General features: G+C 65.6%; 6 protein-coding genes. 1 reads left to right on the top strand and 5 read right to left on the bottom strand.

The annotated features are described in order from the left end of the window. From AC5Y5O_RS02380 to AC5Y5O_RS02370, 3 genes are all read right to left on the bottom strand, one after another. Entirely contained in the window at positions 1–939 is a 939-nt protein-coding gene (locus AC5Y5O_RS02380; protein ID WP_500023538.1) for a crotonase/enoyl-CoA hydratase family protein, read from the bottom strand. A gap of 85 nt (positions 940–1,024) precedes the next feature. Then, positions 1,025–2,653, bottom strand: a complete 1,629-nt coding sequence (locus tag AC5Y5O_RS02375) for an acyl-CoA dehydrogenase family protein (RefSeq protein ID WP_096284723.1) — start codon at positions 2,651–2,653, stop codon at positions 1,025–1,027. A gap of 56 nt (positions 2,654–2,709) precedes the next feature. After that, complete coding sequence (locus AC5Y5O_RS02370) at positions 2,710–3,468, bottom strand: deoxyribonuclease IV (RefSeq protein ID WP_500023536.1); 759 nt, start codon at positions 3,466–3,468, stop codon at positions 2,710–2,712. A 283-nt stretch (positions 3,469–3,751) separates the two neighbouring features. On the opposite strand from AC5Y5O_RS02370, the gene AC5Y5O_RS02365 reads away from it, so the two are divergent. Then, on the top strand, positions 3,752–5,557 hold the full coding sequence (locus AC5Y5O_RS02365; protein WP_096284719.1) for a hypothetical protein: 1,806 nt from the start codon (positions 3,752–3,754) through the stop codon (positions 5,555–5,557). Positions 5,558–5,824: 267 nt separating this feature from the next. Here AC5Y5O_RS02365 and AC5Y5O_RS02360 read toward each other — a convergent pair whose 3' ends face one another. Both AC5Y5O_RS02360 and rpoB read right to left on the bottom strand, forming a co-directional pair. After that, positions 5,825–9,775, bottom strand: coding sequence for a DNA-directed RNA polymerase subunit beta' (locus AC5Y5O_RS02360; RefSeq protein ID WP_096284717.1), 3,951 nt, complete (start codon positions 9,773–9,775; stop codon positions 5,825–5,827). Between the two features lie 34 nt (positions 9,776–9,809). Further along, positions 9,810–13,295 carry a DNA-directed RNA polymerase subunit beta gene (gene rpoB / locus AC5Y5O_RS02355; RefSeq protein ID WP_423790853.1) on the bottom strand — a complete coding sequence of 1,162 codons (3,486 nt, stop codon included), beginning with the start codon at positions 13,293–13,295 and terminating at the stop codon, positions 9,810–9,812. Positions 13,296–13,432 lie beyond the last annotated feature (137 nt).

Below are 13,432 nucleotides of genomic sequence, written 5' to 3'. Positions count from 1 at the left end.
CTAGACCTCGGAGGTGCGCCGGCCGTAGTCACCGAACGGCTCGTCGCGATGCCGCACCGCTTCGCGGAAACCGTGCTCGACGGAGTCGGCGACGAAGTCGTGTCCCTCTTGGGTGTGCCGAGCCACACCGTCGAATACCGTGCTGACCATCCGGCTGGTGGCCACACCCTGTTGCAGCAGCGCGGAATTCAGCGCGAGTTTGACCATGATCAGCTGGTTGATCGGGACCGTCGCGATGCGTTGCACCAACCGTTCGGTGCGCTCATCGAGGTCCTTCGGATCCGGCGCCTCGACGGCCAGTCCCCACTCGGCGGCCTGTGCACCCGTGATCGAATCACCGGTGAACAGAAGACGTTTGGCGCGCTGGTCACCGAGGCGGTGGGCCCATAGGCCCGCGGCCGGAACACCCCACACCCGGGTGGGCGGGTAGCCGATCTTGGCGTCGGCGGCGGCGATCACCTGGTCGGCATGCAGCGCGATATCGGTGCCGCCGGCTACGCAGTACCCGTGGATCTTGACCACCGTCGGCTTGTCGGCGTGCATCAGGCTGGAGAACCCGCGCACGAACCGGCTCATCATCTGGTAATCGATCATCGGGTCCCACGGGCGATCCGGCATGTGGTTGATGCCCTGGGTCTTACCGTCCAGCACCGTGCCCTCATAGGTGCCGGTGCCACCGGCCGAGCCGGTGCGGTCGGCGTAGGCGGACAAGTCGAAGCCCGCGCAAAAGCCTTCCCCGCGACCGGATACCAGAATGACGTGCACGTTGGGATCGAGGTCGGCCCGCTCGACCAACGCCGAGAGCTCCAGCGGGGTGTCCGCGACGATCGCGTTGCCCTTTTCCGGCCGGTTGAAGGTGATCCGCGCCACCCGGTCGGTGACCTCGTAGGTCATCGTCTTCAGGTTGTCGAAATCGACCGGCCTGATCGCGTGGGTCACGGGCGCCACTCTCCCCCGCAAGCGGGTGGTGCCCCCACCTCATCGCTCATTTCGCTATTGTCGATGGCGCAGGTCATGTTGTGGCTCAGCCCTTTACCAGGGCTCGCTCCAGGATGGGTGCCAGATCGAGCCCGGTCGGCATGGTGCCGAACGCGCCGCCCCACGCACCGCCGAGCCGGGTCGCCAGGAATGCCTCCGCCACGGCGGGGTGGCCGTGGCGCACCAGCAGCGAGCCCTGCAGGGCCAGGCAGATGTCCTCGGCGACCTTGCGGGCGCGGTAGGCGATGGTCTCCAGATCGCTCAGGTCTTGGCGCAGCCGTTCGACGTGGCTGCCCAGCCGCGGGTCCTGGCTCGTGCTCTCGTCCAGCTCGGCGAAGAGCACCTCGACACATTCGGGCCGAGTTGCCATGGCGCGCAAGGTGTCCAGTGCGCTGACGTTGCCGGAGCCTTCCCAGATGCCCATCAGCGGCGCCTCGCGGTACAGGCGCGGCATGCCGGACTCTTCGACATAACCATTGCCGCCCAGGCATTCCAGCGCTTCGGCAGCGTGCGGGGTGGAACGCTTGCACACCCAGTACTTGCTGGCCGCCAAGCCAATCCGGCGTAGCAGCGCCTCCTTCTCGTCGCCGCGCAGCGCGTTGTCGGTGGCACCGGCCATCCGCATCGCGACGATCGTGGCGGCCTCGGCCTCCACGGCCAGGTCGGCTAGCACGTTGCGCATCAGCGGCTGGTCAATCAGGTAGGCGCCGAACGCTTTCCGGTGCTGGGCGTGATGGATGGCGCGGGTGAGCCCGGTCCGCATGCTGGTGGCACTACCCAGGGTGCAGTCCAGCCGGGTCAGGTTGACCATCTCGATGATGGTCGGCACGCCGCGACCTTCCTCGCCGACCAGCCAGGCGGTGGCGCCGTCGTATTCGACTTCACTCGAAGCGTTGGCATGGTTGCCGAGCTTGTCCTTGAGGCGCTGCAGGAACATCCGGTTGCGGGTGCCGTCGGGCAGGATGCGCGGCAACATGAAGCAGGACAGGCCGCCGGGCGCCTGCGCGAGGACCAGGAAGATGTCACACATCGGCGCCGAGGTGAACCATTTGTGACCGACCAGGCTGTAGGTGCCGTCGCCGTTGGGGGTCGCCTGCGTGGTCCCGGCGCGCACGTCGGAGCCACCCTGCTTCTCTGTCATCGACATGCCCGCGGTGATGCCGGCCTTCGTGGCGGCCAGCTTGAGCTCCGGGTCGTACTCGCGGCTGGTCAGCAGCGGCTCGTAAATGGCTGCCAGCTCGGGGTTGTAGCGCAGCGCCGGGACGACGGCGTACGTCATCGAGATCGGGCAGACGTGGCCCGGCTCGACGTTCCACGCCGAAGTCTTGGCGGCGCGCACCACATGCGCGCCCGGGCGGTCGTCGGCCCACGGCGCGGCGTGCATGCCGTGCGCGATCGCCGCACGCATCAACTCGTGGTAGGCCGGGTCGAACTCGACCTCGTCGACACGGTGCCCGGTGCGGTCGTGGGTGTGCAGGATGGGCCGATTGCGGTCGGCGAGCTCGCCCCAGCGCTGGGCCTCGTGACTGGCCGACAACGCCCCGACCGCGTGCACCTCCTCCATGCCCCACTGGCCGCCCTCGCGGATCAGGGCCTCGACGAGCATCGGTGACGTCGCCGGGTTGTAGTTCTCCAGCGGCGGAACCTGATTGGTGACGACATGCGTGTCTGACATGCCACTCATATTACATTTTTCCAACAACCGCACAAGAGGTGTAATGCCGGCCGTGGTCAGCCCGTGGTCTTGTCTCGCAGGAACGCGATGTCGTCCTTGCGGCCCTCGTCGGAGGTTTCACAGATCACCGGCGCCCCGGCGGCGTGGACCGCCGCGACCAGCAACTCGGGATCGATCTGGCCGGTGCCCAGGTTGGCATGGCGGTCCCGCCCCGACCCGGCCTCGTCCTTGGAGTCGTTGCAGTGCAACAGATCGATCCGGCCGGTGATGGCCTTGATGCGCTCGACGGCACCCACCAGAGCCTCACCGGCCGCCCAGGTGTGGCAGGTGTCGAGGCAGAAGCCAATTCCGCTGTCGCCGATGACATCCCACAGCCGGGCGATCGTGTCGAAGTGGCGGGCCATCGCGTGGCCGCCGCCGGCGGTGTTTTCCAGATACACCGGCACGGTGGATTCCAGTTGGTCCAGCGCCTTGCGCCAGCGCACAAAACCCTCGTCGAGGTCGTTGTCGTCGGCAACATGGCCACCGTGCACGATGACCGCCGCCGCGCCGATGTCGGCGGCCGCGTCGCAGGTCTGCTGCAGGATTTTGCGCGACGGGATCCGCACCTTGTTGTTGGCCGACGCGACGTTGATCAAGTAGGGCGCGTGCACGTAGATCGGTAGCGCCGCCGCCTTCAGCACGGCCGCGTCCTCGCGGGGCTTAGGGGCTTTCCAGCTCTGCGGGTTGCCGAGGAATATCTGTACAACGTCAGCGCCCTCGGCCTCCGCTGCGGCCAGCGGGTCTTGCGGACTGACGTGCGAACCGATCAGCACATCGGACAGTCTACGTTTCCGGGCCCGGCCGCCGGGAACTGCGCTGGACCGCGGCGCCCGGACGTGAGATCGTCGGAGCTAACACGGATGCTCGACCGATTCGGCGGTGGATTCGATTGCCTTGCACACACCAGCTCGACGAATCCGAACTCATCCTCGATCTCCGCGCCTGCTCGCTGGACGCGGTCGTTGCCGACCGTGCCGAGCGTAGGTTCAGTTCCGTTCCGGCAGAGACGCTTTCGAAGCCGCTCGAGCCGGCGGACGCGCAACCGGCGGAGCCGGTATGACGCCGGCGGACGCGGACGCCGCGCTGGATCTGCTGCTTCCTGCCCGCATTCGTGAACTCATCGAACGCAATTACTACTCGAAGGTGAATGCGAGCCTGACCCTCGAGGAGGTGGCCAAGGATCCGGCCTTTCTGGAGGACCCGATCAGCCACCTTGCGCTGTTCACCGATCACGGCGTGATGCACATGCGTGACGTCGCCCGTCGCATCGTCGACATGATCGCCAACGTGTCGGGCGTCAAGATCGCCGAGCGGCCACCGCGTCGCCTGGATTTCATGACGAGCTACGGCTGTCTACTCGCCTACGTCCACGACATCGGGATGTCAGACCTGAATCCCTTTGGGCGGGCCGTTCATGCGGAGTTTGGCGGACATGAGGCTTTCGGCGGGGTCTTCGACGAGATCGTCGACATCCTGTGGGAGGAGAACGTCGGGAACCTGGCGTGGCGGGTGCTGCGCCTGACCAACGCCGGTCTGTTCGACGGGCCCCCGCAACGGATCCTGCGTGAGCTAGCCTCGCTGGGCTACGCGCACAGCAAAAGTTCCGTGCCCGCGGCGGTGCTCAACGACACCGCGGCGCTGCGCGACAGAATGTTGCATATCCTGAGCCATCCGCTGGAGGCGCTCTACCACGCGAAGCAGCTGAACAAGAGCCGCAGCGACGATCGGCATGCACATCACGAGACCGCGCTGCAGCGCGCGGCCGCGCCTGAGTCATTGGACGAGCACCGGGTGCAGCTGCTGGCTCGCCATTACGATGACTTCGAGAGCACAGCGTTTGCGTGGTTGGAAGTCGTTGCGCCGCAAGCCCAAGAGTTCGTCGCCGATGTCGTGGACACCATCCGCTGCCTGCGGTGCGCCGATGCCCTGCGACAGCGCGGCACCCATCTGAGGACCTCGGGCAACTACCAGATTTTCATCGATCAGCGCACGGCGAACGCCGTCTACGCCCTGCACGACCGGGAGGGGCGAACCTACCTCGTCGAGGGCGACAATCCGATCAATGCCGGCGAGGCCAATCTCGAGGTCTGCGAAGTCACCCACGAAGGCGACCTGCGTTTCGCCTTCTTCCGGGGCAGCTTCGGATCGGACGAGGCGATGCGCCGCGCCGCTCGCAACGCGTCGGTCATCGTCGACGACATCCAGGCCGACGTCGTCGACAGCTTCATCGGCGGCACCGGCGAAAACGGTGGTCGGCGCACCTTCCTGCTCCTCGAACACACCGAGGACAATCCCGCATTCGCGCCGCTGGTAGCCGAATTGGTGATCGCCCGGACTCCGTCGCTGGCCGATCGCGTCGTCTGCGTACCTGCCCTGCGCAACGCTCCCGAACCGGAGCGGCGGCGCTTCCTGGCGGCCAGCGCCGTCGACTGGGACCTTGCGGAACGCACGGCGTTGCTGCGCAACGTCGCGAGCCGCGGCTACCGCACCGACCATATCGATCCCGAACTCGGCTTCAAAAGCGCTCGGCTGGGCCACCTTTCGCCCGGCGAATGCCTGACCGAAGTCGGCGCCCGGGCGAGCTTTGTGTATGTCCCGCTGTCGTCGGGTCTGCGCGGCCGGCCGTCGGGCGGTTACGACTACTTTCGCGTCCATCCGTGGGAGCCGCTGGGCGTTACCGGCGTCATCCGGGGCGATTTCCGAAACTCCACGGTCGTCGCGGAGGACGAGGTGGATGTGCTGATCCTGCCGAAGGATGTCTACCTTCGGCACTGGCACCGCAACTACACGCCGGCGGAGTTCTCCGAGCTGATCCGCACGATGGCGCAAGCGAGTCCGCGAGTTGGGGGCACCTCCCGCTAGCGGGGGAGAAGCTGGCCGCACACTCGCCGCCCGAGTGTGAGGCAGGACGCACACTCGCTGCCGAGTGTGAGGCCGGACGCACACTCGGCGACGGAAAGGTCACAGCCGCAACGAAAAAGCCCCGGGCTTGCCCGGGGCTTTTTCGTTTGTCGATTACGTCGGATTGTCCGACTCCTCAGCGGCGAGTTACCTCGCCGCATCGTCGCCGAACTACGTCGGATTGTCCGACTCCTCAGCGGCGAGTTACCTCGCCGCATCGTCGCCGAACTAGCGGTAGTCGCTGTAGCCGTAGTCGTCCAGCGGAACCGCGGCACCAGTGGCCTGACCGAAGTCCGGGCTGTAGTACTGATCCTCGTAGGACGGGATCGTGTACGCCGCGGCGCGTGCTTCCTCGGTCGGCTGAACCTGGATGTTGCGGTACCTGTTGATTCCGGTCCCGGCCGGGATCAGCTTTCCGATGATCACGTTCTCCTTCAGACCGTTGAGCTTGTCGCTGCGGCAGTTGATCGCCGCATCGGTCAGCACTCGCGTGGTCTCCTGGAACGACGCCGCACTCAGCCACGAGTCGGTAGCCAGCGAGGCCTTCGTGATACCCATCAGCACCGGACGACCGGCGGCGGGCTCGCCGCCCTCGGCGACCACCCGGCGGTTCTCCGCCTCGAACTCCGCACGGTCGATCAGCGAACCGGGCAGGAACTCCGTTGCACCCGAGTCGATGATGGTGACGCGGCGCAGCATCTGGCGAACGATCACCTCGATGTGCTTGTCGTGGATCGACACACCCTGTGCGCGGTAGACCTCCTGGACCTCGCGGACCAAGTGGATCTGCACCTCGCGGGGGCCCTGCACGCGCAGCACCTCGTGCGGGTCGGCCGAGCCTTCCATCAGCTGCTGGCCCACCTCGACGTGGTCGCCGTCGGAAAGCACTCGCTCGGAACCGTCTTCGTGCTTGAACACACGCAGCCGCTGCCGCTTGGAGAGCTTGTCGTAGACGACTTCCTCGCCGCCATCGTCGGGGACGATGGTGATTTTGTAGAAGCGCTCACCGTCCTCGAGCTGAACCCGCCCGGTGACGTCGGCGATCGGCGCCTTGCCTCGCGGCACCCGGGCCTCGAACAGCTCCTGCACCCGCGGCAGACCGCCGGTGATGTCCTCACCGACACCACCCTGGTGGAAGGTACGCATGGTCAGCTGGGTGCCGGGCTCACCGATGGACTGCGCGGCGACGATACCGACGGCCTCGCCGATGTCGACGAGCTTGCCGGTGGCCATCGAACGGCCGTAGCAGGTCGCACACACACCGGTACCGGTGGTGCACGTCAGCACCGAACGCACCTTGATCTGCGTGATGCCCGCAGCCAGTAAGGCCTCGATCGACGGATCGCCCAGGTCCTCGCCACGCGCGACGACGACGTTGCCGGCCTCGTCGACCGCGTCGGCGCCCAAAGTCCGTGCGTACGCCGAGGTTTCGATGTACGGGTCACGGATCAGAGTCCCGTCGGGCTGACGCTCGGCCAGCTCGACGATGATGCCGCGCTCGGTCTCGCAGTCGTGCTCGCGGACGATGACGTCCTGGCTCACGTCCACCAGACGACGAGTCAGGTAACCCGAGTCCGCGGTACGCAACGCGGTGTCGGCCAAGCCCTTTCGAGCGCCGTGCGTGTTGATGAAGTATTCCAGCACGGTCAGGCCCTCGCGGAACGACGACTTGACCGGACGCGGGATGAACTCACCCTTCGGGTTGGTCACCAGACCCTTCATGCCGGCCAGCGTTCGGGTCTGGGTGAAGTTACCCGTGGCACCCGAGTCGACGATCGTGATGATCGGGTTGTCGGCCGGGTAGTGCTCACGCAGCGCCTTACCGACCTCGTCAGTGGCTTCCTTCCAGATCTCCACCAGCGCTTCGTTGCGCTCGTCGTGGTTCAAAGCACCACGCTGGAACTGCTTTTCGACTTTGTCGGCCCGGTCCTCGTAGTGGTCGAGGATCTCCTTCTTACGCGGCGGAACCAACACGTCGGCCATCGAGACCGTGACGCCGCTTCGGGTCGCCCAGTAGAAACCGGCGTCCTTGAGCTTGTCGACGGTCTGTGCGACCACGATCATCGGGTAGCGCTCGGCCAGGTCGTTGATGATGGCAGCCTGCACCTTCTTGTGCATCTGCTTGTTCACGAACGGGTAGCCCAACGGCAGCAGCTCGTTGAACAACACCCGGCCCAGGGTCGTCTCGGCCATCCAGGCATCGCCTGGCTGCCAACCGTTCTGGCCGAACAGCTCGGCCTCGACCTCGGCCGGCGGACGCAGCTGCGTCAACCGCACCTTGATCTGGGCCCGCACCGAGAGCAGACCGCGGTCGGACGCCATGATCGCCTCGGCCGGTGAGGAGTACACACCCTGCTCCGGCTGGTCATCGGCGGCCGCGCGGTATTCACCTTCGGCCCCGGCCACCTCGGTGGTCAGGTAGTACAGCCCGGTCACCATGTCGAGTCGCGGCATGGCCAGCGGGCGGCCGGACGCGGGCGACAGGATGTTGTTGCTCGACAGCATCAGGATGCGAGCCTCGGCCTGCGCCTCGGCGCTCAGCGGCAGGTGCACAGCCATCTGGTCGCCGTCGAAGTCGGCGTTGAACGCCTCACAGACCAGCGGGTGCAGCTGAATGGCCTTGCCCTCCACCAGCATTGGCTCGAAAGCCTGAATGCCGAGTCGGTGCAGGGTCGGCGCGCGGTTCAGCAGCACCGGGTGCTCGGCGATGACCTCCTCGAGCACGTCCCACACCTGGGCACGCTGGCGCTCGACCATGCGCTTAGCGCTCTTGATGTTCTGCGCGTGATTGAGGTCGACGAGCCGCTTCATCACGAACGGCTTGAACAGCTCCAGCGCCATCAGCTTGGGCAGACCGCACTGGTGCAGTTTGAGCTGCGGACCGACCACGATGACCGAACGGCCGGAGTAGTCGACACGCTTACCGAGCAGGTTCTGACGGAACCGGCCCTGCTTACCCTTGAGCAGATCCGACAGCGACTTGAGCGGACGGTTACCCGGCCCGGTGACCGGGCGGCCGCGGCGGCCGTTGTCGAACAGCGCGTCCACCGACTCCTGCAGCATCCGCTTCTCGTTGTTGACGATGATCTCGGGCGCACCGAGGTCGATCAGCCTCTTGAGGCGGTTGTTGCGGTTGATCACGCGGCGGTACAGGTCGTTCAGGTCGGACGTGGCGAACCGGCCACCGTCGAGCTGAACCATAGGACGCAACTCCGGCGGGATCACCGGAACCGCGTCGAGCACCATGCCCATCGGCGAGTTGCCCGACTGCTGGAAGGCCGCGACGACCTTCAGTCGCTTCAGCGCACGAAGCTTCTTCTGCCCCTTACCGTTTCGGATGACGTCACGCAGGATGTCGGCCTCGGCGTCGATGTCGAAGTTCTCGATCAGCTTCTGGATCGACTCCGCGCCCATCGCCCCGGTGAAGTACTCGCCGTAGCGGTCGACGAGCTCGCGGTAGAGGTTCTCGTCGACGATCAGCTGCTTGGGAGCCAGCTTGGTGAACGTCGTCCAGATGTCCTCCAGCCGGTCCAGCTCGCGCTGGGCCCGGTCGCGCAGCTGGCGCATCTCACGCTCGCCACCGTCGCGAACCTTGCGTCGCGCATCGGCTTTCGCGCCCTCGGCTTCCAACTCGGCCAGGTCGGCCTCCAGCTTCTGCGCACGGGCCTCCAGGTCGGCGTCGCGCTGGTCCTCAACCGCCTTGCGCTCCACCACCATTTCGGCCTCGAGTGTCGAGAGCTCGTTGTGGCGCATCTCGTCGTCGACCGCGGTGATCACGTACGCCGCGAAGTAGATGATCTTTTCGAGATCCTTCGGCGCCAAGTCGAGCAGGTACCCGAGGCGCGAAGGCACACCCTTGAAGTACCAGATGTGCGTGACCGGAGCGGCCAGCTCGATGTGGCCCATCCGCTCCCGACGCACCTTGGCCCGAGTTACCTCGACGCCACAGCGCTCACAGATGATGCCCTTGAAGCGGACCCGCTTGTACTTGCCGCAGTAGCACTCCCAGTCGCGAGTCGGTCCGAAGATCTTCTCGCAGAACAGGCCGTCCTTCTCGGGCTTGAGCGTGCGGTAGTTGATCGTCTCCGGCTTCTTGACCTCGCCGTAAGACCAGTTGCGGATGTCCTCAGCGGTGGCCAAGCCAATACGGAGTTCATCGAAGAAGTTGACGTCGAGCACGTAACTCCCTTTCCCCTTGCGGGTTTAGTAACTATTAGGCCAAATCCTCAACGGACGCAGATTCATTGCGGGACAAGTTGATTCCCAGGTTCGCCGCAGCGCGCTCCAGGTCCTCGTCCTCGCCCTCGCGCAGTTCGATCGCCGCACCGTCCGACGACAGAACCTCAACGTTGAGGCACAGCGACTGCAGCTCCTTGAGCAACACCTTGAACGACTCGGGGATGCCCGGCTCGGGGATGTTCTCGCCCTTGACGATCGCCTCGTACACCTTGACCCGCCCGACGGTGTCGTCGGACTTGATGGTCAACAGCTCCTGCAGTGTGTACGCGGCGCCGTAGGCCTGCATGGCCCAGCACTCCATCTCACCGAATCGCTGTCCACCGAACTGCGCCTTACCACCCAACGGCTGCTGGGTGATCATCGAGTACGGACCGGTGGACCGGGCGTGGATCTTGTCGTCCACCAGGTGGTGCAGCTTCATGATGTACATGTAGCCAACGGTCACCGGGTACGGGAACGGCTCACCGCTACGGCCGTCGAACAACCTCGCCTTGCCATCCGCGTTGACCATGACGTCGCCGTCGCGGTTGGGCAGCGTGCAGGACAGCAGACCCTGCAGCTCCTCCTCCTTGGCACCGTCGAACACCGGTGTCGACACCGTCTGGTCCGGCTGAGCGTGCCGCAGACCCTCCGGCAGGTTCGCCGCCCATTCGGGAGTGCCCTCGATGTTCCAGCCGGCCTTGGCGACCCACCCGAGGTGGGTTTCCAGGATCTGGCCGATGTTCATACGACGCGGCACACCGTGGGTGTTCAGGATGATGTCGACCGGGGTGCCGTCCGGCATGAACGGCATGTCCTCGACCGGCAGGATCTTGCCGATGACGCCCTTGTTGCCGTGGCGTCCGGCGAGCTTGTCGCCGTCGGAGATCTTGCGCTTCTGGGCCACGTAGACGCGGACCAGCTCGTTGACACCGGCGGGCAGTTCGTCGTCGTCCTCACGCGAGAACACCCGAATGCCGATCACCTTGCCGGACTCACCGTGCGGCACCTTCAGCGAAGTGTCGCGGACCTCACGGGCCTTCTCACCGAAGATCGCACGCAGCAGCCGCTCTTCCGGCGTCAGCTCGGTCTCACCCTTCGGGGTGACCTTGCCGACCAGGATGTCGCCGTCGCGAACCTCGGCACCGATGCGCACGATGCCCCGCTCGTCCAAGTCGGCGAGCACCTCGTCGGAGACGTTCGGGATGTCCCGGGTGATCTCCTCGGCGCCCAGCTTGGTGTCGCGGGCATCAATCTCGTGTTCCTCGATGTGGATCGAGGTGAGCACGTCCTCCTCAACCAGGCGGTTGGAGAGGATGATCGCGTCCTCGTAGTTGTGGCCTTCCCACGGCATGACCGCCACCAGCAGGTTCTTGCCGAGGGCCATCTCACCGTTCTCGGTGCACGGACCGTCGGCGATCACCTGGCCGGCCTCGACACGGTCGCCCGCGTCGACGATCGGCGACTGGTTGGCGCAGGTGCCGTGGTTGGACCGGGCGAACTTGCGCATCCGGTAGGTGTGCCGGGTGCCGTCGTCGGCCATCACGGTGATGTAGTCGGCGGAGACCTCCTCGATCACGCCCGCCTTATCGGCCACCACCACGTCGCCGGCGTCGATCGCGGCGCGCAGCTCCATACCGGTACCGACCAGCGGCGCCTCGCTACGCACCAGCGGAACCGCCTGGCGCTGCATGTTGGCACCCATCAGGGCACGGTTGGCGTCGTCGTGCTCGAGGAACGGAATCATGGCCGTGGCCACCGACACCATCTGGCGCGGCGACACGTCCATGTAGTCGACCTCGGAGGACGGCACATACTCGACCTCGCCGGCCTTACGGCGAACCAGAACGCGCGACTCCTCGAAGCGGCCGTCGGCGTCGATCGGCGAGTTGGCCTGCGCCACGACGTGGCGATCCTCCTCGTCGGCGGTCAGGTAGTCGATCTGGTCGCTGACCACACCGTCGACCACCTTGCGGTACGGCGTCTCGATGAACCCGAACGGGTTGACCCGCGCGTACACCGACAGCGACCCGATCAGACCGATGTTCGGCCCCTCAGGAGTCTCGATCGGACACATCCGGCCGTAGTGCGACGGGTGCACGTCACGAACCTCGAGGCCCGCGCGCTCACGCGACAGACCGCCCGGTCCCAGCGCCGACAGGCGGCGCTTGTGGGTGAGCCCCGACAGCGGGTTGTTCTGGTCCATGAACTGGGACAGCTGGCTGGTGCCGAAGAACTCCTTGATCGCGGCGACGACCGGCCGGATGTTGATCAGGGTCTGCGGCGTGATGGCCTCGACGTCCTGCGTGGTCATCCGCTCGCGGACGACGCGCTCCATCCGGGACATGCCGACCCGGATCTGGTTCTGGATCAGCTCGCCCACGGTACGCAGACGACGGTTGCCGAAGTGGTCGATGTCGTCGGTCTCCACCGGAACCTCGGTGCCGCCGGGAACCGTCATGGTCGGCTGGCCCTCGTGCAGGCGCACCAGGTATTCGATGGTGGCGACGACGTCCTCTTCGGTCAGCGTCGACGACGTGATCGGCTCGCCGGCGTTGAGGCCCAGCTTCTTGTTGACCTTGTAGCGGCCGACGCGGGCCAGGTCGTAGCGCTTCTCCTTGAAGAACAGGTTCTCCAGCAGGGTCTGCGCGGACTCCTTGGTCGGCGGCTCGCCCGGACGCAGCTTGCGGTAGATGTCCAGCAGCGCCTCGTCGGTGCCGGCGGTGTTGTCCTTCTCCAGCGTCGACATCATGATCTCGGAGAAGCCGAACCGCTCGTGAATCTGCTCGTTGGTCCAGCCCAGCGCCTTGAGCAGCACGGTGACCGGCTGACGACGCTTGCGGTCGATGCGCACACCGACGGTGTCGCGCTTGTCGACGTCGAACTCCAGCCACGCACCGCGGCTCGGAATCACCTTGACACTGTGCAGCAGCTTCTCGGTCGACTTGTCGATCGACTCGTCGAAGTACACACCGGGCGACCGGACCAGCTGGCTGACCACGACGCGCTCGGTCCCGTTGATGATGAACGTGCCTTTTTCGGTCATCATCGGGAAGTCACCCATGAAGACTGTCTGGCTCTTGATCTCACCGGTGTTGTTGTTGATGAACTCGGCCGTGACGAACAGCGGAGCCGCGTACGTCATGTCCTTGTCTTTGCACTCGTCCACCGGAGCCTTGACTTCGTCGAAGCGCGGGTCGGAGAACGACAGCGACATTGAGCCCGAGAAGTCCTCGATCGGTGACAACTCGTACAGCACCTCTTCGAGGCCACCGACCGGGTTGACGTCCCCGCGGGCGGAGGCGATCTCGCGCCAACGCGGCGAGCCGATCAACCACTCAAAGGAGTCGGTCTGCACGTCGAGAAGCCCCGGAACCTCGAGCGGTTCGCGGAGCTTGGCGAAAGATACTCGGTCAGGTGCTCCGGGCACGGAGTTGTTAGAACTAGAGGAGTCCGTCTTGCTCTGGCGAGAATCTGCCAAGATGCATCCTTCCAGCACCTCATGCGACTCACCGGACCACCGGACCTGCTCGCCGCAAAATTATTTCGGTTTAAAGCCGGCGAACGAACTGCTCGAGCCTCACGCGCGCAACGAATAGCTGAACCGCAGAGGGGGCT

It is taken from the genome of Mycobacterium sp. NGS40, assembly GCF_059812735.1.
This window is presented reverse-complemented; position numbering and strand designations above follow the sequence as displayed.